The organism is Terriglobus roseus DSM 18391, assembly GCF_000265425.1.
Classification (GTDB): Bacteria; Acidobacteriota; Terriglobia; order Terriglobales; family Acidobacteriaceae; genus Terriglobus; species Terriglobus roseus.
Window position 1 is genome coordinate 793067 of the sequence record NC_018014.1, and the last position, 22552, is coordinate 815618.

Genomic DNA, 22552 nt, shown 5'->3' on the forward strand with positions numbered 1-22552 from the left:
GATGACTTACTCAGAGAACAGTGGGAACGGCTTAAGCCGGCAGGGAACGGTCGTGGCAATCGACGGGCCGGCAGGCGCCGGTAAAAGCACGGTCGCATCGCATCTCGCGAAACGCTTTGGCCTGTTGAATCTTGAGACTGGTGCCATGTACCGTGCGCTGGCTCTGAAGGCGCTGCACAGCGGTACAGCTGTCGATGACGGGGACGCTGTGCTCCTGCTGACGCGCTCAACGCACATCACGCTCGAGCCCGGGGATGGCGGCAATCGCGTGCTGCTGGATGGTCTCGAAGTGACCAGCGATCTGCGTAATCCCGAGGTTACAGCGGCAGCGTCGCGCGTCTCCGTTCATGGCCCGGTTCGGGAGTGGATGGTCGCGGCGCAGCGAGCACTGGGCTTGGCCGCACCCTCTGGCGTGGTCATGGAAGGTCGTGACATCGGCACGGTCGTCTTTCCGCAGGCGCCGGTCAAAATCTTCCTCGATGCCAGCGTCGAGGCTCGCGGCGATCGGCGCTTCGCACAGCAACCCGCCGCGGCCGAGAACAAAGAAACGCTCCTGCGAGAGATGCGCGACCGCGACTCGCGCGACCGTTCTCGCGAACAGAGTCCGCTCAAACCGGCTGACGACGCCGTCATCCTCGATACGACCGGCCTGTCGCTCGATCAAGTATTGGAACGCACCGAGGCGCTGGTAGCGGCACGGCTCTCATAACACCAAAATCCGCAGGATGCGCATCAACATGCGATTGCGATCCACAACTTTCGTGCTAGTCTATGCGCATCGTTTGAGACAAATTGGTCCTCGCCGCCCTCTGCGGCGCTGAACCCTTGTATTCAACGGCAGACTCGACAGAAGAGGACCGGAAACTTTTATGGAACAGGGCACAGTGAAGTGGTTCAACGACGCAAAGGGATTCGGGTTCGTCAGCCGTGAGAATGGCGAGGACGTCTTTGTGCACTACTCGGCGATCAACACCACAGGCTTCAAAAGCCTGCAGGAAGGCCAGGCCGTGCAGTTCAACGTGGTGAAGGGCCCCAAGGGCTGGCAGGCTTCGGACGTTCAGCCGCTGTAATTTCCCCGCGCACGACAATTCAGTCAAGGACGAAAAGAAGAGGGCAGCTCCATTCGGAGCTGCCCTCTTTCGACGACGGGTACTTAATTAGCTGATGTTGCCGTTCAGTCCGTTCGGGAAGAAGCCACCCTTGGTGGGCGCTCCCGTGGCGGCGTAAACAATGTTCAGCACCTGGCGCGGCGTGCGGCCAAATCCGATGTAGTTTGCATCCGCATTCACGATCGTGGATGAGGTGAGGTTGGCGGTCGCCGTATTCAGTGCCACCTGCTTGGTGGTGATGCCCACGTCGTCCGAAGACGTTGTGCCACCGGTGCCGTCGAACGTGGCGCGTGCGCCGGCAATCTGCGAAGCATACGCTGCCGCGCCCTTGCGGGTCTCGCCCGGGATCGTGATGTAGCCCTGGTCGATGCCATACAGGGTGGAGCGGATCAAGCCTGCGTGATAGGCCTCGACAGCGTGGATGGCTGCTGCCGGGGTCAGGTAGCTTTTCGTGTCGGTGATCAGACCCGCAGCGCCGTGGTATGCCGTAACGCCCACATCTTCAAAGATGAACGCGCCGAGCAGGAAGTTAAGGTCGTTCGCGAAAGGATCGTAGTTCGAAATGGCCGGGTTCAGCAGGCTGCCAAGTGAATAGAAGCTGTTGAGCAGGTCCATCGTGGGCTGTGCGACTGCATTCGAACCAAGTACGCCGCGCAGGAAGTTCACGTGGCGACGCTCTTCAAGAGCGGTTTCGAACGCATAAGCTGCGACAAAAGCGCTGGTGAAAGGAACGGGTGCAATGGCGTTCGAAGCGGTGCCGGATGCGTTGGCCTTGGTGACGACCGTGGTTGAGGTGCTGCCGCCGGTCGCAGTACCTGCGCCCGTGGCGATCGCGCTGCCCTTGGTCGACTTGTCGGCGTACACGCCTTCGGTTGCCAGCGTGTAGAACTGTGCCTCAAGGTACTCCAGGTTCAGTGCGAAGTTCAGGATGTCGTTGTCGGTGGGTGCGGCTGGGATCGCGGCCTTTGCCACGCCCGGCGCGAGCGCCAGTGCGGCAAGTGCTCCGCCACCCATCAGCAGGGCCCGGCGGCTGGCGATAATTGCATCTACTTTTTGTGTTTCAAGCGTTGCCATGTGTCTTCTCCGGGTGGCCGATTAGGCGGTGGGTGTTTTGATGGTGCCGTTCATGCCGGCTGGGAAGAATCCACCGCTGGCCGTTAGGGTGCCGGGCGCGGTCGCATACACAATGTGCAGAACCTGGCTCGTGGTGCGCGCAAAAGCGAGCGAGTTGGTCGAGTCAGCTGCAACGATGGTTGCCGGAGTCACATTCGTGACAGGACCATTCAATGCAACTGCAGCCGTTGCCGAACCCGCCGAAAGCGGCGTCTCGTAGGTGGTCGAACCGGATCCGCCCAACTGTCCGCGCAGAGTCACAACCTTGTTGAAGGTGGCTACCAGGTTGTTCGCAGTCGTGTTGTTGTAAGCAATAAGGCTACGCACAGTGGCTGCGTGATATGCCTCTGTGGCCTGAATACCGGCAGCCGCCGAAAGCACGGTCTTGCTGGTGAGCAATGCCGCAGCGCCCGTGTAAGCCGTTACGCCAACGTCTTCGAATACCGCAGCGCCAAGCAGGAAGCTGTTCTGGTCGGCAAAGGGGTTGAAGCTGGAGCCAATGCCGGCAGCCGACGCGAGTGCGTTAAATGCGTTCGTAAAGTCGATCGCAGGAGCTGCAACAACGGTGCCTCCGAGTGAGCTGATCGTTGCGCGGATCGCACGTACGTGAGCAAGCTCCGAAGCCGCGAGTTCCACGGCAAGCTGCTGGATGAACGGGGTCGCAAAGGTGACCTTGGTGCCACCGGTAACAGTGCCGCCACCATCCGTCGAGGCAATGCCAGCGCCAGTAACGGCACGCAGATAGAACTCAGCTTCCAGATACTCAAGGTTCAGAGCGAAATTCAAAATGTCTGAGTCAGTCAAAGTAACTGCAGGCGTGGTGGTCGGTGGTGTGGTGGTGCCTGTGCCGGTATTGGCGGAATCACTGCCGCAGCCCGCAAGGGCGGCAACGGTTGCGGTACCGGCACCGGCGATGAAGCCTCGCCGGGACAGACCCATTCGTGCAATTTTGCTTAGTGTCTCTTCCACTGTGTATCTCCCTATAGACCGTGCGCGTGCTACTTGACTAACGAAGGATGGAAGCTGTCGGATTGCCAGCTACCGAGAAAGAGAGTGCAAATCTTCGCGGGCAGTTGTCAGGGAGTGCGCCATTTCAGTAAGGGGTTGGGATAGCGCAAACATGGTTTGAAGTAATAACAGTCACAAACGGCTCACAAGCCGGGTTCGGCTATAAGCCCGGATTGAGGGTTTATAAAAAGATTTGAAGTGGCAGTGAATTGCAGGGTGCGAGGAGGCCAAGTGCGGGATCTGCTTCGTCGCAAAAACCGGTGTTTGCGTGAGCGCAGGTTTAGGTTGCCCGTCAGTATCTGGGAAGTTAGCGAGGACTTAGCTACATAAAAATTGTGTGTACAGATAAGTAGTGACGGTACTCGTCGTAGTTATCCCAAAAGATACGAAGTTACTTGCACCAAGAGTCCCGGGTCCATTGCAGGTGGTCGCTGCACTTGCCTTCGCCGTACACCTGGATACGGAGACCATGTTGCCGGGTGTCCCAGTGTGGATATCAAACAGGACATCGACGGCAGAAGCGTTATGGACAAGAACCGAATTTAACTTGCACGTGGCAGGAAGGTAAGCCAGCAAGGAATTCACATCCGTGGCATTTCTCCCATCTACAAGGGGACTGTAAACCTGTGCACCCTGCGACGCGGCTGCAACCGTGTGGACCGTGGTGTACACACCACTCGTCGACGAACCGCCGCTGCCAGCCGCACCCTGCGGTATCGAAAACTCAAGTTGCAATGCCGTCGCCGTCCCCACATTGCTGACACTCGCAGCAGACCCAGCCGCAAGCGTATGGGTCGCGCCGATCGCGACCGTCGGTGCGCTGCCAGCGGCACCCGCCGGGCCTGCAGGTCCCTGCGGCCCTGCAGCGCCTGCCGCCCCCTGTGAAGCCAGCAGCGTCCAGGCACCCGCGCTGCCCGCATCCCCCACGGGATGCACCCCGGTACTCGCTGTCTGCGCAACATAAGACGAGCCGTTATAACTGACCGCGTTCGTCGCAGCGTAGGCCACGACCGCATCCCACGCTCCCAGAAACGTCAGCCCCTGCGGCCCAGCCGCTCCCGTGGCGCCGCGTGGCAGTGTGAAGTTCAAGACCGCTGCATTCTGCGTCCCGCTGTTCGTGACACCCGCAGTCGCTCCGCCCGTCACCGTTCCGATGCTCACGGTCGCCGCACCCGGCGCACCCTCTGAGGCCAGCAGGTTCCACTCACCGCTGTTATTCATCACGGAGGCGAGCGGGTCGGCCAGGTTCCCCGGCACACGTGATACATACGAAGAGCCGGCGCGATACACCACATCGTTCTTCGCATATCCGGTTCCGCTCGCCCAAGTGCCCTGATAGTTCAAGCCCGGCGCTCCGGTCGCTCCGGTCGCGCCCTGCGGCAGAATGAAGTTCAGGGAGGCGGCATTCGCTGTGCCGACGTTCTGCACGCTGGCTGCTGTACCTGCTGTTCCAGTACTTACTGTGCCAATGGCAATCGTTGCTGCAGCGCCATCAGCGCCCGCTGCACCGTTGCGCCCATCAGCGCCGGCAAGGCCTCTCGCACCTGCGGCAGCCATTAAAGACCACATCGGTGCGGTGCCAGGCGTAACGCCGACGTTCGCACTCGATAGCGAAACGTAGCTCGCACCGTTGTACGCAACCGCGTCGCCCGTAACGTAGCCCATGGCGGCATCCCAAGACCCCAGCCAGCGTAGACCAGCCGCACCGGTTGCGCCTACCGGTCCTGTAGCGCCTGTTGCACCGGTAACCCCGGCGACGCCTTGCGGACCTTGCGGACCGGCCGCTCCCGTATCGCCTTGCTGCGCCAGCAGCGACCACAGCGGATCCAGACCCGGCGCGTTACCGTTGATCGCCCCCATAGCGATGTAAGCCGAACCGCGATAGAAGACCGCATCGCCCGTCACATAGCTCGCACGATTCGACCACGCTCCCAGGAAGCGGATAGGCTGGCCCTGCGGTCCGGTAGGCCCGGTCAATCCCTGTGGTCCAACCGGCCCAACCGGGCCTGCAACGCCCGCTGGGCCAGCGGGCCCGATCGCACCCAGTCCGCCCGGAGCAGCGATCTGCTGCCACCAGACCGGCGACCCCCCCGGCAGGTTGCCATGGTTCATAGCCTGCAGCGAGATCCACGCCCCACCCCCGGACGTCACCGCATCATGCAAACCGTAGTTCTGCGTGCTGTCGTAGACACCCAGGAACTGCATCCCCGGCAGACCCTGCGGCCCAGTGGCGCCCACGTCGCCCGGAATGCCCTGCGGTCCCTGTGGTCCCACAACACCCTGAGGCCCCTGCAATCCCGCCGCGCCCTGCAGTCCCTGCGCCCCGGTTGCGCCCATCGCTGCCAGCAGCGTCCAGTCCGCCGGCGATGATTCCGGCGTGTTGCCGTGATTCTTGTCATGCAGCGACAGCCATGTCTGTCCCTCCCACGCCACCGCGTCATGCGTCGCGTAATTGGTTCCGGAGTCGTAAGCTCCCTGCCAGATCAGCCCCACCGGCCCGGGATCCCCCTTCAGTCCAGAAGGTCCCACATCGCCTCGCGCTCCCTGCGCACCGTCACGCCCCGCCACTCCCTGCGGCCCAGTGGAACCAACCGGTCCGGTGGGCCCCTGCGGTCCAACGAGTCCCTGTGTTCCCGGCAAGCCCTGGGGACCGGCCGGCCCCTGCGGCCCCATGGCACCCGTCCCGCCGGTCAGTCCTTGTGCGGCAATCGTGCCCCAGTGAGCAGGCGAAGCATCCGGAGTGTTGCCAGCATTCCCATCCACCAGCGACGCCCACGACCCTCCCTGCCACACCACCACGTCTCCCGTGGCATAGTTCGCAACGGAGTCGTAGGCACCCCGGTAGACGAATCCCGGACGCCCCGTCGCGCCGATAGTCCCAGGGACGCCCCGCGGGCCGGTATCGCCCACCGCACCGCGCTCCCCCTGTGGACCCTGCGCCCCGGTTGCGCCCGGCGCGCCCGGCGGTCCGGTCAGACCAACGGCTGCCGGCACCAGCGTCGCCCATTCACTGGGAGTGGTATCCGGAGTGTTGCCATGGTTGCCGTCATGCAGGCTGACCCATGCTGCGCTCTGCCAGGTCACCACCTGGTTCGCCACATAGTTTGTCGTGGACGCAAAGTCGCCGGCGAAGAGAAGGCCATTGAGGCTCGTGGGTGTCCCACCGTCAGCCGCTGGCACGAGCACTCCCCAGGCAGTCGAACCGCCGGACGGTGTAGCTCCAGAGTTTCCCGACAAGGAAGAGACCCAGGCCGCGCCCTCAAAGGTGACCACATCATTCAGTCCATAAGAAGTAGCGACGGCCCACGGTCCGCGATAGGTCAGGCCGCTGCCGGCGGGTCCGGTATCGCCCTTTGGTCCCTGTGGACCTGCCGCTCCCATAGCACCCTGCGGACCCGCAGGCCCCTGGGCCCCCGTCGCTCCGATGTCACCCTTCGGACCCTGCGGCCCCGTCGCTCCGATAGCAGCACTGGCCAGCGCGATCTCCAATTGTGCCGGATGCGCCGTCGTGTCACTCTCTTTACTGTCCAGCACCACGTCGGCTGTTCCCGCCGTCAGAGCCAGGCCAAAGTTCCTGCTGGGGGTTGTGATCCACGTCTTCACCAGTGAAGTAACGTCCACCGTCACAAACTGGCCCTCATCCGTCACGGGGAATACCTCGACTGCATTGCCAGTCGACGGGATCGTCTGGGCCGTCACGGCGCCTTCTGCCCAGGCGGCGTTGATGGCTGCAACCGTCAGTACCCCCGGCGTATTCACGCGATTGGCAAAGACCCGCAGCGTCGCCCGGCTGATCTGCGAGGCCGTCGTCGAAGCCGGCAGTGTACCCAGGTCGAACCGCAACAGCACAGTGCTGTCACTGCTGACATAAAGATTGCTCAGCGTTCCATAGTTCGTCGATGGCCGCGCGGTGCTCACCGCAGTATCCGCAGTCAGCGTGCCGGTCTGCGCAACGGAAGACGCCGGCAGGGCGCACGCGGCCACCGCCAGCAGCGGCCATCCTCGCTTGAGTCCGTTCCGGATATGCAGACACAACGGCATAGGGCGTGAACTTCACTCCGTGACAAAACTGGTCGACCATAGACGCGACGCGCAGCCGAGTCAGGGGCAGCACGCCTCAAGCCATGAGTTTTTGTGGGAGAGTGTTCATTCTAACCATGTTGGCAATTCCCGTTCTGGAACACGCATCCAACATTCCGAAGCAACAACTTGCGAGTTCGCCATCCCTGTCCGCAGTCGATGGCGCACGGTACACTCGGTTCGAAACCAGCGCGTCTTCGGTCGCACAGCAAAGGACAGCACACACGATGAGCAACAGCCCCAACGCCGGAAAACTCCCAGATCCGCATAGCCTTACCGATCTCTCGCGCCTGGTCTCGGCCTACTACACGTTGCATCCCGATGCTGATAATCCTTCGGAGAAGGTCGCCTTCGGCACCAGCGGACATCGCGGATCCGCCTTCAAGTCCGCCTTTAACGAGGACCACATCCTCGCCATCACACAGGCCATCTGCGAGTACCGCGCCGCCCAGAAGATCACCGGCCCCATCTTCCTCGCCATGGACACGCACGCCCTCAGCGAGCCGGCATTCCGCAGCGCTCTCGAAGTCCTTGCAGCCAATGGCGTGGCGACCAAGATCGACATCGGAGTGCCCGAAACCGGCGGCGAGTATGGCTACACGCCCACGCCGGCGCTGTCGCATGCGATCCTCGTCTATAACAAGGGCCGCAAGGATGGCTTGGCCGACGGCATCGTCATCACGCCCTCGCACAACCCGCCCGAGGATGGCGGCTTCAAGTACAACCCGCCCAACGGCGGCCCCGCCGACACCGACGTCACCAAGTGGGTGCAGGATCGCGCGAATGACATCCTCCGCGCCGGCATGCAGGACGTGAAGCGCATCGCCTTCGCGAAAGCGCTAAGCGCCTCGACGACCACCAAGCATGATTTCTACGCCGAGTACATCGGCGACCTGACCAATGCAGTCGACATGAAGGCCATCGCGGCCAGCGGCCTGAAGCTGGCGGTCAATCCGCTGGGCGGCGCAGGCGTTCACTACTGGCAGCGCATCGCCGATCAGTACAAACTGCCGCTGGAAGTCCTCTCCACCATCGTCGACGGAACCTTCCGCTTCATGCACATCGATTGGGACGGCAAGATCCGCATGGACTGCTCATCGCCCTTCGCCATGGAAGGCATGATCGAAAACAAGAGCAAATACGACGTAAGCTGGGCCTGCGATACGGATCACGACCGTCACGGCATCGTCGCAAAGTCAACCGGCCTGCTGAACCCAAACCACTACCTTGCCGTGTCGATCGAGTACCTCTTCGGCCATCGTAACTGGGGCAAGGACGTCGCCATCGGCAAGACACTCGTCTCCTCCAGCATGATCGACCGCGTCGCCGCCGGTCTGAACCGCAAGGTGCTCGAAGTCCCCGTCGGCTTCAAGTGGTTCGTCGACGGCCTCGTCAACGGCACGCTAGGATTCGTCGGAGAAGAGTCGGCAGGCGCATCCTTCCTGCGCATGGACGGCTCCGCATGGTCCACCGACAAGGATGGCCTCATCATGGGCCTGCTGGCGGCAGAGATGACCGCAAGCACCGGCAAGGATCCGGGCGAGCTCTACAAGCTGCAGACCGCGCGTTACGGCAACCCCGTCTACCAGCGCATTGACGCACCGGCCACCAAGGATGAGAAAGCCAAGCTCGCCAAGCTGTCGCCCGAGCAGGTCACCACCAAGGAACTCGCAGGCGAACCCATCACCCAGATCATGACCAACGCCCCCGGCAACGGAGCCGCCATCGGAGGTCTCAAGGTCGCCACGCAGAACGGCTGGTTTGCCGCGCGCCCCTCGGGCACGGAAGACGTCTACAAGATCTACGCCGAAAGCTTCCAGGGCGAAGATCACTTGAAGAAGATTCAGGAAGAAGCGAAGCAACTGGTAAATGCGGCGTTGAAGGGATAAGCAAGGTATCGGCTTTGAACTCAGGTGCCCCATCCTTTGAAGCAAAGGGTGGGGCATCGTGCTTTACGCGAACACTCGCGGATTGGTCTGAACTTAGGACGCTTTAGCGATCCACTCCGCCAGTCGAGTCTGCATCACCGCAATAGCTTCCTTACTCCGATCAATCGCAATAAAGTCGCGGCCATTCCTCGCCGCTGCCTCCGCTGCCGTCCCGCTGCCCGCAAACATGTCCAGCACCGTCTCGCCCTTGCTGGTGTGCACGTTCACGATGCGCTCCAGAATCCCAAGCGGCTTCTGCGTCGGGTAACCGGTCTTCTCCTTGCCGGTGGGTGACACGATCGTGTGCCACCACACATCGGTCGGCAGCTTGCCGCGCGCAGCCTTCTCTTTCCCGACGAGTCCAGGCGCCATGTAAGGGATACGATCACTCGCGGCGCGATGAAAGGTCCAGTCCTTCGGGCTCTTCGTGTACCAAAGGATCGTGTCATGCTTCGCCGGCCACTTGCGTCCCGGGCGAGCGCCATAGTCGTACGCCCAGATGATCTCGTTCTGAAAACACTCACGCCCGAAGATCGAATCCAGCAGCACCTTGCAGTAGTGGACTTCGCGGTAGTCGATATGAAAGAAAAGCGACCCCGTCGGCGACAGCAAGCGGTATGCCTCGATCAGCCGGGGCTCCAGGAACTCAAGGATGTCGTCGTACTGGTCGAGAAACTGCACAGCCGTCTGTAACAACTCTTCGCGGTAGCGCCGGCCGCCAAAGCCAATGCGTTCCGCGCTGTCATCGCGCACGGTACGCATGCGCCTGCGGCGTTGTGCGTGGCCGGTGTTGAACGGCGGATCCGCATACACCAGGTGCACGCAGCCGTCGGGCATCGCACGCATGGCAGGCAAGTTATCTCCGTGGATGATCTGCGGCAACTTTTCTTTCCCTTTTGCGGCATCCGCACCGCACTTCTTCCGAAGCTTCCCGCACGGGACAGGACCGCGAAAGTGTATCTTCGATCCTGTTCAGACTACCGGAGCCAGTGCGCCTTAAACGCGCACTCTGTTACGCATCGGATACTTCATGCTCAGGAAGTGACTCGCAGCAATGAGCCGCAGATCGCCCGTTGAATTCGTGATGCTGACGGACGTTGGCCGTTCGCGCATGCATAACGAAGACGCCTGCGCGGCCGATGAGGCGAGCGGCCTGTTCGTGGTCTGCGATGGCATGGGGGGCGCTGCTGGCGGCGAGGTCGCTTCGCACCTGGCATCCCGTGCCTTTCTGGACGAGGCCCGCCCGCAGAGCAGCGAAGAATCACCCGCGTGGAGACTCGACCATGCCATCATCGCTGCCAATCATGCGGTCTACGAAAAGGCAGTCGCCAGGCCGGAACTACGCGGCATGGGCACCACGCTCGTCGCGCTCGAGATCGATGACCGGAACGGCAAGGTCTGGACAGCCAACGTCGGAGACTCGCGATGCTACCGCCTGCGCTGCAAGGATTTTCAGCAACTCACCGACGATCACTCGTACGTGGACGAGCAGGTGCGCATGGGCGTCTTGACGCCGGCAGAGGCGCTACTTTCGCCACTGCGCAACATCATCACGCGCGCCGTTGGATCGCACGAAGAAGTGCGGCCCGATGTAGCAGCGCACGACGCGCGCGAAGGCGATCTCTACCTGCTGTGCTCGGACGGCCTCACCCGCGAGCTGGACGATGAGGAGATTGCCCACCTGCTGCAGCAACGCGGCGATCACCTGCAGACCTGCGCCGACACCCTCATTCACATGGCAAACGAATACGGCGGCTCCGATAACATCACCGTCATCCTCGTCCGCTTCTAGTCCGGCCGCTACTTCAGCAGCATGCTCACAATGCTGGCGCTCATCAGGTTCGCGATCGTACCGGCCAGCAGCGCCCGCATGCCCAGCTTCGCCAGCTCATTGCGACGATTCGGGATCAGCGCCCCAATGCCGCCAATCTGCATGCCGACCGATCCAAGATTTGCAAAACCACACAGCGCAAACGTCGCAATCGCCAGCGTACGCGTGCTGATGGCACCGGCATTCGCCAGCTTGCCAAGATCTGTATAAGCGATGAACTCGTTCAGCACGGCACGGGTACCGATCAGGTTGCCGACAGTCGGCGCGTCCTTCCACGGAATGCCGATCATCCATGCAATCGGCGCGCAGAAGAACCCAAGGATCGAGTTAAGCGTGGAAGGGAAGCTGACATTGTGTCCGCCCACTGCATGCACACCGATCAGGTTATGAATGCCCGTCAGAATGCCGTTCAGCAAGCCCACAAGAGCCAGGAAGCTGATGAGCATAATGGCCACGTTAAACGCGAGCTGACCGCCATCGATCGTGCCGCGTGCAATCGCGCCAATCAGATTCTCGTTCTTGTGCTCGTCCTCGGTGGGGATGCGGACGGTGCCCAACGTCGCAGGCACTTCCGTCTCCGGCACCAGCATCTTCGCAATCAGGATGGTTCCCGGCGCCGTCATGATGACAGCGCTCAGCAGGTCCTGCGCGCGGATACCGAAGGAGATGTAAGCCGCCATGATGCCGCCGCTGACATGCGCCATGCCGCTGGTCATGATCGTCATCAACTCAGACCGCGTCGCGCCCGCAAGAAACGGGCGAATGGTCAGTGGTGCTTCCGTCTGCCCCATAAAGATGGACGCGGCCACATTCGTCGACTCGGCGCCAGACGTCCCCATCGTTCGCTGCATCACCCACGCCATGCCGCGGATCACGAACTGCATGATGCCCAGGTGATACAGCACCGCGAACAAAGCCGAAACGAAGATGATCGTCGGCAGCACCGCAAACGCAAACACATTCAGCGGGCTGGTCGGCGTACCAAGCGGGCCAAAGACCATCGACGATCCGTCGACAGAGTGTGCCAGCAGACCGCTGACAGCAGCAGCGCCCTTCGCCAGGATCTTCTGCCCAAACGTCCATCGGATGACGAGCACGGCAAACAGAAACTGCAGGCCCAGACCCCACGCCACGGTACGCCACCGGATCGCGCGACGGTCCGTCGAAAGCGCATAGGCGACACCGAGAAGAACAACAAGGCCGATCAGACCGGTAAAACGGGCCAAAGCCGTGGCCCTCCTCTGCTGCAGAGTTTGTGCGTTGCTGACGAGTGTACCGGACAAAGCAAAGGGCCTGCCGAAACCGGCAGACCCACTCACCTCAGCCAACGCCCAGACGCTTACACGGCCACGAAGCCGCCATCCACGAACAGTTCCACACCGGCGACGTAGCTGCTGTCATCGCTCGCCAGGAAAACCACCGCCTTGGCGATCTCGTCCGACTCGCCCATGCGTCCCAGCGGAACTCCGGCCGACATCTGTGTCTTGAAGGCTTCTTCTGCGGCAGGGTCGTTTCCGGTGATCGCCGTAATCGCAGGCGTGTTGATCGGCCCCGGGCTCACCACGTTCACACGGATCTTGCGGTCCTTCAACTCATTCGTCCAGGTGCGTGCAAACGAGCGAACCGCAGCCTTCGTCGCGTTGTAGACGCCGAAGGCAGGGAAGCCCTTTACGGAGACGATGGATGCGTTCAGGATCACGGTCGCGCCATCGGGCAACAGCGGCAGCGCCTTCTGCACGGTAAAGACCAGGCCCTTCACATTGATGTTGAAGGTCTTGTCAAAGTGCTCTTCCGTGTAGTTCCCCAGCGTTACGAACTCGCCGCCGCCGGCATTGGCGAACAACACATCCAGGCGGCCCTTCTCCTGCTTGATCTGCGCGAAGAGCTTGTCCAGATCGGCCAGCTTGGCCACGTCGCCCTGCACAGCGGTCACGTTGCTGCCAATCTCCTTCACCGCGGAATCCAGCGACTCCTGCCGGCGGCCCGTGATGTACACGTAGGCGCCCTCATCCACAAAACGCTTCGCCGTCGCCAATCCAATGCCGCTGTTGCCACCCGTCACCAGTGCGATCTTGCCCGTCAGCTTGCCCATGTCAGTTCTCCTCGAAACTCGAATTCGAACGTGTCGATAGTTCGACAGTCATCGAATAGATGGATCGGTCGGGGACGAAGATTCAAGATTCTTCGATGTTCATCGAACTGTTTCTAGAGTGCGTTCAGGCGATCGAGGTACGCCTGCCAGACCTGCCGGTCCAGCGTCAGGTTCGAGCACCGGCCATCACGCTCCGCCACGATCAACCCGGCTTCACCCAGTTCCTTCAGGTGGTGTGAGATGGTGGCGGCGCTGATCACGGTGTGTTCCTGCAGTCCGCCGCAGGGCATGCCGCCCGGCGCATCGTTCGTCGCAACCTGCCGCAGAATCGCAAACCGCCTCGGGTCTGAGAGTGCCCGGCTGATCGTGGCAAACTGCTCATCCGTCAGCTTCACCGTGCTCTTCGACTTGGTTGCGATCCGCGACATCTTCCTTTGATGATACCGGCCCGGCAGTTGTCTCGAAAGATTCACAGTCACACAAGCTTCATCATCGCCTCACGCAGCAGCAACAGAACCAATGCAACCTGTAGCCATCATGGTGTCAACCTGCGACACGCTGATCCTCTCGGACTTGCATCTCGGCTCGGACGTTAGCCGTGCGGAAGATGCGATGGAGTTGCTGGACAAGGTGGACTTTCGCCAGCTGATCCTGCTGGGCGACATCTTCTCCGATCTCGACTTCCGGCGCCTTAAACGCGAACATTGGGACTTTCTCTCCTGCATCCGCCGGCTCTCAAACCCGAAGCAGCGGCGCAAGATCGTGTGGGTTGAGGGCAATCACGACCACGGTCTCTCCAACGTGATGTCCCACCTGGTCGGCGTGCCTGTCTACCAGCGCTATGTGTGGGAGTACGGCGGCAAGCGTCACCTCGCCATCCATGGGCACCAGTTCGACCGCTTCATCAACGAGAACATCCTGTTGAGCCGCTTCTTCGAAAAGTTCTATGAGACTTCGCAGCGTCTCGACGGTGAACAGCAGCGCATGTCGCGCTGGTTCGATCGCTTCAGCACGCGTTGGCTGCGGCTAAGCGACAAGGTCGCGGAAGGCGCTCTGTCCTACGCGGCAGCAGGCGAAGCCGACCGCGTCTTCTGCGGTCACACGCACGAAGCGCTGGCGCGCACGCGGGGCAGCATCGAGTACTTCAACTCGGGCGCCTGGACCGACCAGCGTGCCACCTTTCTTACGATCGATCTCAAAGGAGTGAAGATCCATGAATACCCCTCAAGAACTGTGCGTAGTGATCCCCGCAAAGAACGAATCGAAGCACCTGCCGTCGCTGCTGAACTCCCTTGCGCAACAGGACTACGCACATCGCGCGCGTATGAAAGTATTCGTTGCTGATGCCCGCTCCACCGACGACACGGCTGACATTGCGCGCAGCTTCGCCGACCGTATGGACATCACGGTGATCGAAGGCGGCACGCCCTCCGTCGGCCGCAATCGTGGCGCACACCAAAGCGATTCGGAGTTCGTCCTCTTCCTCGATGCCGACGTTGAACTGCGCGACCCCACGCTGCTGCGTCGCGCTCTCGTCCGCATGAAGAGTCAGCGCCTGCACTGCCTCACGGTCGACATCGCCTGCGCCGGCGGCAACTGGATGGACCGCTTTCTCTACCGCGCCAACAGCCGCATGCAGCGTCTCTCATCCTGGGTCATGCCCTTCGGCACCGGCATGTTCCTGCTCTTCGACCGCAAGCGCTTCACAGAGCTTGGCGGCTTCAATGAGAACGCACTCTTCGCAGAAGACTTCCTGCTCACCAAGCAGATCTCGCCGCTACGCTTCTCCGTCCTCAAGGGCGAGGTCTTCACCTCGAACCGCCGTTTCCGTCGCACAGGCCACGCCCGCATGGTCTTCCTCTTCTTCTGGACCATGCTCAACAGCAGCAACCGAAGCCACTTCGAACGCGACCACGGCTACTGGAAAGAAGCTCCCGCCGCAGCCGAGTAGTTGCGTTCAAGCGAGAACTCTTAGCGTTCGGAAGGGCACAGCTTCAGCTGTGCCAAAAACAATCTTTATTATTCCTCCCCTGTCTGCTCCATCGCGGAAGCGATGGAGCAGACAGGGCGTCGTGCATCCCAACTGTAATCCCACAGAAATCAGCGATTACGCCGTAATGATCTGCCGGACAAGCGGCGCCTTTTGCAGCGCACGATCCGCAAGCACGATCGTCTCGCGCAGCATGCGCTCCGGCGTCTCCAGCAGGGAAGCATCCTCCGTGAACAGCGTCACCAGCGGCTGGCCCTTCGTAATGCGGTCGCCAATCTTCGCATGCATCTCAATGCCCGCGTGCGCAGCCACCGGCCCGCCCGGTACCTCGCGCCCGGCACCCAGCCGCTGCACCGCCCAACCCACCTCCGTGCAATCCATGCCCGCCAGAAAGCCATCGCGGTCGGCCGTCAACACACGCGTCGCCGCAGGCTTGTGAAACGCAGCAGGATCCTCAAACACGGACACATCGCCGCCCTGCAGCTTCGTCATGGCAACAAACTTCTCGTAAGCCGAACCATCCTGTAGCAACTCCGCCGCGCGTTCCTTGCCTGCCTCAGCACTCGTGCTCACGCCGCCTAGGAACAGCATCCATCCCGCCAGCACTACCGACAGTTCAATCAGGTCCGCGTACATCGGGTGTTGTACGCCGCGCATAATGTCGATGCACTCCCACACCTCGACCCAGTTGCCACTGAAGCGACCCAGCGGCTCATCCATTGTCGTCAGCACCGCCACCGTGCGAGTCCCATTGCTCTCACCCGTACTCACCATCAGCCGCGCAAGATGTTCGCTGTCCTCGAACTTCTTCATGAAGGCGCCAGACCCCGTCTTCACATCCAGCACCAGACCGTCCAAACCCTCCGCCAGCTTCTTGCTCATGATGCTTGCGGTGATCAGGTACGGTGACTCCACCGTTCCGGTATGGTCGCGTAGCGCATACAGAATGCGATCGGCAGGTACCAGATTCTTCGTCTGTCCAATCATGCTGAATCCACACGCGGCGATCACCTCGCCAAACTGCTGCAGTGACAGCTGCGTGTTGAACCCGGGAATCGTCTCCAGCTTGTCCAGCGTGCCGCCCGTGTGCCCCAGCGATCGCCCGCTGATCATCGGATCGGCGAGCCCAGCCGCAGCAACAATCGGCGCAATCAGCAACGAACTCTTGTCACCCACGCCACCCGTCGAATGCTTATCGACCGTGAACTTCTTCAGGAACCTCGAATCGAAGACTTCACCACTCCGACGCATCGCATCCGTCAGCGTCGCCAGCTCCCGCGACGACATGCCGCGCTGAAAGATCGCCATCAGCAGCGCAGCGATCCGCGCCGGTGTTACCGACTCATCGACCACACCAGCGAGGAACGCGCGGATCTCCTCATCGCTCAGCTCCAGGCCGTCCCGCTTCTTCAGGACCACGTCAATGGGATGAATCGTCTTCTTGTGCGACATCATCTTCTCTCGATCTGCCTAAGTAAGGGACGAAGAAGAGAACGACGAAGGCAGCAGATCTGCCAGCGTGCACTCGCTCGCCTCGCCCTTCTCACCCGGGTAGAAGATGCGGCAGCTACCCTCCGCGAACTCCGCAATCGTCTGCCGGCACGCACCGCAGGGCTGGCATGCGACCGCAGCATCTGCGTTGGCAACAGCAACAGCCACAATCCGGATGTGTGCGCCATGCTCTGCCACGGCGCGTGCAATGGCAGCCTGTTCCGCGCATGAGGTCAGTCGATAGCTGGCATTCTCCACGTTGCATCCGGTCACGGTGTGGCCCGTCTCCAGCAGCACCGCCGCGCCCACGAAGAACTTGCTGTAAGGGGCATAAGCGTTGCGTGCAACACTCGCCGCCTGCTCACGCATTGCGTGGATGCGTTGTGGCGTCAATTCCTGCGACTTATTTTCAAGAGACATCAGATTGCTGAGGCTAAACCTCGCGCACAAACCATGCAACCTGTGCGGCGCAGGGACGCACCAAGGCGTCTAACATCCCGATAGAACCGCAAGCGAACGCATGCCCGCAAAGACCCCAGCCACGAAGCCGCAGAAGCCCGCAAAAGCCACCAAGGCCGCCCCCGCGCAGTCCGCGGTCGCTGAGGTTATGGCGAGCCTCGAAATGGTCGATCCAACCGCAACCATCGCCGGCGGTGACGCGGTGCTCGATCTCTTCCATCCCGTCACAGCAGAGTGGTTCCGAGCCGTCTTCGAAGGGCCAACGCAACCGCAGCGCGAAGGCTGGCCCGCCATCGCCCGCGGTGACAGCACACTGATCCTCGCGCCCACCGGCACCGGCAAGACGCTCACCGCCTTCCTCTGGTGTCTCGACCGGCTGATGCTGCACAGCGATCGTCCTCTCGCCACGGCAGTAGAAAAGCCAAAGCGCCGCACAAAGAACTCAGCACCGCCCGAGAGCATCCTCCCGCCCGGCGTCGGCGTGCGCGTCGTCTACATCTCCCCGCTCAAGGCACTCGCAGTTGACGTAGAGCGCAACCTGCGCTCGCCACTGCAAGGCATCGCCAACATGGCGCAACGCATGGGCGTTCCCGTGCACAGTCCCGACATCAGCGTCCGCACCGGCGACACGCCCACCGCCGAACGCGCACGCTTCGCCAAGCATCCCGGCGACATCCTCATCACCACACCCGAATCCCTCTACCTCCTCCTGACCTCCAACGCAGGAGAGGCTTTGCGGACCGTCGAGACCGTCATCATCGACGAGATCCACGCACTCGTCCCGACCAAACGCGGCGCCCACATGGCACTCTCGCTCGAGCGCTTGGAAGCGCTCGCCGGCCGCAAAATCCAACGCATCGGCCTCTCCGCAACCCAGCGTCCCCTCGAAGAAGTAGCCAGGTTCCTCGGCGGCGCAGAAGGCACGCAGACTCTCAACGCACCGGCCACAAAGGCGGTCGCCCCACGGATCGCTTCAGAGACGTCGGAGCCGAATTCCATAGAGTCCAAGGCCGAACAAGCAGGCGAAGCCGCACTGGCCCTCGGCGAAGACGCACCCGCCAAAGCCAATATCATCGGCGGCGAAACCGCAGGCATCCGCTACCGTCCCGTAACCATCGTCAACGCGGGCGCCCGCAAACGCCTCGAACTCACCGTAGAAGTTCCCGTCGAGGACATGGCCAAGCTCGGCGAGATCCAGGACACGCCCAGCGGCCCCGCATCACAGGGCCCCAAGCGCACCAGCATCTGGCAGAGCATCCATCCGCGCCTGCTCGAGATCATCCAGCAGCACCAGTCCACCATCCTCTTCGTCAACGCACGCCGCATCGCCGAACGGCTCGCAGGCGCCATCAACGAACTCGCCGGTCAGCAGATCGCCCGCGCCCACCACGGCTCGCTCGCAGCATCGCAACGCAGCGAGATTGAAGAGCTGCTGAAAGCCGGCAACATTCGCGCACTCGTCGCAACGTCGTCGCTTGAGCTCGGCATCGACATGGGCGCGGTCGATCTCGTCATCCAGATCGAAGCGCCGCCCTCCGTGGCCAGCGGCATGCAGCGTATCGGCCGCGCGGGCCACCAGGTGGGCGCGCCGTCAAAAGGCATCATCTTCCCCAAGTACCGCGCAGACCTCATCGCCTGCGCCGCCGTCACACGCGCCATGCATGAGGGCCACGTTGAGAGCACACGCTTCCTGCGCAACGCGCTCGACGTCCTCGCGCAGCAGATGGTCGCCATCATCGCGCATCCTCCGCTGCCACCTGCAGAAGCCGTACGCCGCAGCGCAAAGTTTCGCAGCGACGAAGACGAAGCACCCGGCCTCAGCTATGACGCGTTGCTCGGCATCGTCCGTTCCTGCGCAGGCTACGCTGGCATCAGCGTGCAGGTCTTCGACGGCGTACTCGACATGCTCGCCGGCCGCTATCCCTCCGATGAGTTCGGCGAACTGCGCCCACGCATCACCTGGGACCGCACAAAGCAGTGGATCACGCCACGCCAGGGCGTGAAGAAGATCGCCATCCTCAACGGCGGCACCATCCCGGACCGCGGCCTTTACGGCGTCTTCCTCAGTGGCGAACGCAACAAACCCATCCGCGTCGGCGAACTCGACGAAGAGATGGTCTTCGAAGCGCGCCCCGGAGAAACCTTCATCCTCGGCGCCAGCACCTGGCGCATCGACGAGATCACGCACGACCGCGTCCTCGTCTCACCCGCGCCAGGCGAGCCCGGCAAGATGCCCTTCTGGCACGGTGACCAGGCAGGCCGCCCGCTCGAGTTCGGTCGTCGCATCGGCGCACTCATCCGCGAACTCCGCGAACTGCCTCGCTCTGCCGCACTCGTCCGCCTCACACGCGAGCACGACCTCGATCAGCAGGCAGCAGAAAATCTCATGCGCTACCTCGTCGATCAGGAAGTCGCGACGGAGCAAGTCCCTGACGACCGCACCATCGTCGTCGAACGCGTCCGCGATGAACTCGGCGACTGGCGCGTCTGCATCATGACGCCCTTCGGCTCGCGCGTACACGCACCATGGGCCATGGCCGTGCAGGGACGCATCCGCGCGGCAGGCGGCAGCGACGTCGAAACCATGTGGAGCGAAGACGGCTTTGTCGTCCGTTTCCCAGAGACAGACGCCGCTCCCGACGTCGACCAGTTCTTTCCTGAGGCGCAGGAAGCGAATGACTTCGTGCAACGCCAACTTGGCTCGACGGCACTGTTCGCGGCAAAGTTCCGTGAGGCCGCAGCACGCGCGCTGCTCCTCCCGCGTCGCCGCGCAGACGGCCGCACACCACTCTGGCAACAGCGCAAACGCGCCTATGACCTGTTGGGCGTAGCCGCGCGCTATCCCGAATTTCCCATGCTCCTCGAGGCCTATCGCGAGTGCCTGCGCGATGTCTTCGACATGCCCGCACTCTCTGAGATCCTGCGCAGCATCCAGCAGCGCCAGATCCGCGTACACACAGTCGACTCGCGCACACCCTCGCCCTTCGCATCCGCGCTGCTCTTCAGCTACGTCGCCAATTACATCTACGACGGCGACGCCCCACTCGCCGAACGTCGCGCCCAGGCGCTCTCCATCGACCAGGACCAGCTCCGTGAGCTGCTGGGCGACGCCGACCTGCGCGAACTGCTCGACGCCAACGCCATCGAAGAGACCGAAGAGCAGCTCCAGATGCTCGCCGACGACTACCGCGCACGCAACATGGACGGCGTGCACGACATGCTGCTTCGCCTTGGCGATCTGACCAAACCGGAGCTGCTCAAGCGCGTGACATCACCTGAAGTCGCCATCACGGTCGATCGCCTGCAGAAAGCCCGACGCGTTCTAGAGTTGAAGATCGGCGGCGAGAAGCGCTTCCTCGCCGTGGAAGATGCCGCACGCTACCGCGACGCACTCGGCATCCCGCTGCCGCCGGGCCTGCCTACAGCATTCCTGCAAAACGTACCCGAAGCCATCGTCGATATCGTGCGTCGCTTCGGCCGCACGCACGGCCCATTCACCACGCACGAAGTAAGTTCGCGTTTCGCAATTCCATTGGAGACAGCTGAGTCCGTTCTGCAAAAGTTAGTTGGCATTGGCCGCATCATCGAAGGAGCCTTCCGCCCCGGCGGCCAGCAGCGCGAGTGGTGCGATGTAGAAGTCCTGCGCACCATCCGCCGCAGATCGCTAGCCAAGTTACGCAAAGAAGTTGAACCGGTCGAGCAGCAGACACTCGCGCGCCTCTTCACACACTGGCAGGGCGTCCTCACACCGCGTCGCGGCCTCGATGCCTTGCTCGACACCATCGAAACCCTGCAGGGCGCGCCACTTCCCGCATCACTGCTTGAAACAGAGATCCTGCCCGCGCGCATCGCCAACTACAAACCCGCTGATCTCGACATGCTGATCGCGGCGGGCGAAGTCACATGGGCCGGCTTCGAACCCATCGGCGAACGCGACGGCCGCATCGGCCTCTACCTCGCAGAGAAGCTGCCGCTCCTCTGGCCCGTCATCAACACACAGCAGGCCGCAGCCGTCATCGAAGAGGGCAGCGCAACCCGCGAGCGCGAAGAAAAAATCATCGAGTACCTCCGCTCGCACGGCGCCTCGTTCTTCCAGAACCTGCACGACGGCACGGGCGCAGGCTACCCCGGCGAATCGCTCGAAGCCCTTTGGAACCTGGTCTGGCGAGGAGCCATCACCAACGACTCGCTGCAATCGCTGCGCGCCTACACGGACCGCAATAGCACAGGCCGCAGCGGGGCTGGTCACGGTTCGGGGAAGCCGGCACGTCGCATTCACAATCAGGGCGCCAACTTCCGCAGCCGCCGCACCACACCGCCCACCGCACAGGGCCGCTGGGCACTCCATCCGACCATGATGATCTCCGAACGAAACGGAACGGAGTGGTCCTACGCCGAAGCCCACCAACTCCTCCAGCGCTACGGCGTAGTCTTCCGCGAGACCGCACACGCAGAGAACCTGCCCGGCGGCTTCTCCGCCATCTACGACGTCATGAAGGCGCTGGAAGAGTCGGGCAAGATCCGTCGCGGCTACTTCGCTGCAGAACTCGGCGCAACGCAGTTTGCCCTGCCCGCCGCTCTCGACCTGCTGCGCTCCCTGCGCAACAAGCGCCCTGACACCGACCCCGAGATGGTCGTGCTCGCAGCAACCGATCCCGCCAACCCCTACGGAGCGTTGCTCAAGTGGCCGCAGCCCGCAGAAGGTGGTTCACTCACACGCACGGTAGGTTCACGAGTCATCCTTGCGGACGGCGCACTCGTCACCTACCTGCGCCGCGGCAACCCGAACATCCAGGTCTTCCTGCCGGAAGAAGAGCCACAGCGAGGCCAGGTCATGCGCTCGCTCGCACGCTACTTCGTCATCATCGCGCAGACCCAGGGTCGCTTCAACGAAGACGCAGAAGGCCGCGGCGGCGTGGGCATGCTCATCCAAACCATCAACGGCACGAACGTAGCCGAACACCCCATGGCCCGCGTGCTCCTCGATGCAGGCTTCCAGGCCGCGCCGATGGGGTTCAACCTGCGGAGGAATCTCCCGCCGATCCCGGGAGTAGCTGCTGCAGGGGTGAATTCCAGTCGCGTTGGCAATGCCTAACGTATCTCAGGGAAGTAGTGCAGCAATAGCAATGCAACGGCGATACCGCATCCCCAGAGCACTAAGTGACGAAGGATTGATCTGCCGTCGCGGAAGTTAATCGACTGGTCTGGCGCGTCGTTGCGATCCGGATTCGCTGGATCATAGGCGAGTTCGAATTTGTCTCCGACGCGTTCCGGATTGGAGATCCGCATTGAGTGTCGATAGGTCTTCCCATCGACTTCATACAAAAAATCTGCGGTATAGATTGATCGCGCTGCTATTCCTTCGTTGCTGTTGCCGTAATCGGAATGAAGCCACGACAAGGAGCAATTAACTATCTCGGCTTCAGTCGTGTGCCAACCCTTTTGATTCAT

17 protein-coding genes are annotated in these 22552 nt (G+C 62.1%); 7 read left to right on the forward strand and 10 right to left on the reverse strand.

Going from position 1 to position 22552, the window contains the following annotated elements; genetic code table 11:
- Position 1 precedes the first annotated feature (1 nt).
- Positions 2-709, forward strand: a complete 708-nt coding sequence (gene cmk / locus TERRO_RS03445; protein WP_014784611.1) for a (d)CMP kinase — start codon at positions 2-4, stop codon at positions 707-709.
- Between the two features lie 160 nt (positions 710-869).
- Positions 870-1070, forward strand: a complete 201-nt coding sequence (locus TERRO_RS03450; RefSeq protein WP_014784612.1) for a cold-shock protein — start codon at positions 870-872, stop codon at positions 1068-1070.
- 87 nt (positions 1071-1157) lie between these two features.
- Here the strand turns inward: TERRO_RS03450 and TERRO_RS03455 are convergent, their stop codons facing one another.
- The 3 genes from TERRO_RS03455 to TERRO_RS23780 form a co-directional block, all read right to left on the reverse strand.
- Entirely contained in the window at positions 1158-2183 is a 1026-nt protein-coding gene (locus tag TERRO_RS03455; protein ID WP_014784613.1) for a ferritin-like domain-containing protein, read from the reverse strand.
- 21 nt (positions 2184-2204) lie between these two features.
- Complete coding sequence (locus tag TERRO_RS03460; protein WP_052313264.1) at positions 2205-3161, reverse strand: ferritin-like domain-containing protein; 957 nt, start codon at positions 3159-3161, stop codon at positions 2205-2207.
- 387 nt (positions 3162-3548) lie between these two features.
- Positions 3549-7271, reverse strand: coding sequence for a DNRLRE domain-containing protein (locus tag TERRO_RS23780; protein WP_014784615.1), 3723 nt, complete (start codon positions 7269-7271; stop codon positions 3549-3551).
- A 266-nt stretch (positions 7272-7537) separates the two neighbouring features.
- Here TERRO_RS23780 and pgm point away from each other — a divergent pair, with 266 nt between their 5' ends.
- A complete protein-coding gene (gene pgm / locus TERRO_RS03475; protein WP_014784616.1) occupies positions 7538-9199 on the forward strand; it encodes a phosphoglucomutase (alpha-D-glucose-1,6-bisphosphate-dependent) in 1662 nt (553 codons plus the stop codon).
- Between the two features lie 93 nt (positions 9200-9292).
- Here the strand turns inward: pgm and TERRO_RS03480 are convergent, their stop codons facing one another.
- The gene (locus TERRO_RS03480; RefSeq protein WP_014784617.1) at positions 9293-10120 is read right to left on the reverse strand and encodes a DNA-methyltransferase; all 828 of its coding nucleotides are present in this window, start codon (positions 10118-10120) and stop codon (positions 9293-9295) included.
- Positions 10121-10292: 172 nt separating this feature from the next.
- Here TERRO_RS03480 and TERRO_RS03485 point away from each other — a divergent pair, with 172 nt between their 5' ends.
- A complete protein-coding gene (locus tag TERRO_RS03485) occupies positions 10293-11030 on the forward strand; it encodes a Stp1/IreP family PP2C-type Ser/Thr phosphatase (RefSeq protein ID WP_014784618.1) in 738 nt (245 codons plus the stop codon).
- Positions 11031-11038: 8 nt separating this feature from the next.
- On the opposite strand, the gene TERRO_RS03490 is transcribed toward TERRO_RS03485, so the two are convergent.
- From TERRO_RS03490 to TERRO_RS03500, 3 genes are all read right to left on the reverse strand, one after another.
- Positions 11039-12295, reverse strand: a complete 1257-nt coding sequence (locus tag TERRO_RS03490) for a NupC/NupG family nucleoside CNT transporter (protein WP_014784619.1) — start codon at positions 12293-12295, stop codon at positions 11039-11041.
- Between the two features lie 113 nt (positions 12296-12408).
- Entirely contained in the window at positions 12409-13161 is a 753-nt protein-coding gene (locus tag TERRO_RS03495) for a glucose 1-dehydrogenase (RefSeq protein WP_014784620.1), read from the reverse strand.
- Positions 13162-13274: 113 nt separating this feature from the next.
- Complete coding sequence (locus TERRO_RS03500; protein WP_014784621.1) at positions 13275-13589, reverse strand: ArsR/SmtB family transcription factor; 315 nt, start codon at positions 13587-13589, stop codon at positions 13275-13277.
- 91 nt (positions 13590-13680) lie between these two features.
- Here TERRO_RS03500 and TERRO_RS03505 point away from each other — a divergent pair, with 91 nt between their 5' ends.
- Complete coding sequence (locus TERRO_RS03505; RefSeq protein ID WP_014784622.1) at positions 13681-14505, forward strand: UDP-2,3-diacylglucosamine diphosphatase; 825 nt, start codon at positions 13681-13683, stop codon at positions 14503-14505.
- A complete protein-coding gene (locus TERRO_RS03510) occupies positions 14402-15112 on the forward strand; it encodes a glycosyltransferase (RefSeq protein WP_245536207.1) in 711 nt (236 codons plus the stop codon). Before TERRO_RS03505 ends, TERRO_RS03510 begins: the two co-directional genes overlap by 104 nt.
- A 156-nt stretch (positions 15113-15268) precedes the next feature.
- Here the strand turns inward: TERRO_RS03510 and TERRO_RS03515 are convergent, their stop codons facing one another.
- Together TERRO_RS03515 and cdd are read right to left on the reverse strand one after the other, a co-directional pair.
- Positions 15269-16606 carry a thymidine phosphorylase gene (locus TERRO_RS03515; RefSeq protein WP_014784624.1) on the reverse strand — a complete coding sequence of 446 codons (1338 nt, stop codon included), beginning with the start codon at positions 16604-16606 and terminating at the stop codon, positions 15269-15271.
- Positions 16607-16621: 15 nt separating this feature from the next.
- Positions 16622-17062 carry a cytidine deaminase gene (gene cdd / locus TERRO_RS03520; protein WP_014784625.1) on the reverse strand — a complete coding sequence of 147 codons (441 nt, stop codon included), beginning with the start codon at positions 17060-17062 and terminating at the stop codon, positions 16622-16624.
- Between the two features lie 187 nt (positions 17063-17249).
- Here cdd and TERRO_RS03525 point away from each other — a divergent pair, with 187 nt between their 5' ends.
- Positions 17250-22196 carry an Lhr family helicase gene (locus tag TERRO_RS03525; protein ID WP_174277928.1) on the forward strand — a complete coding sequence of 1649 codons (4947 nt, stop codon included), beginning with the start codon at positions 17250-17252 and terminating at the stop codon, positions 22194-22196.
- Here TERRO_RS03525 and TERRO_RS23055 read toward each other — a convergent pair.
- Complete coding sequence (locus tag TERRO_RS23055) at positions 22193-22552, reverse strand: DUF3592 domain-containing protein (protein ID WP_157178238.1); 360 nt, start codon at positions 22550-22552, stop codon at positions 22193-22195. The two genes, TERRO_RS03525 and TERRO_RS23055, sit on opposite strands and share 4 nt — an antisense overlap.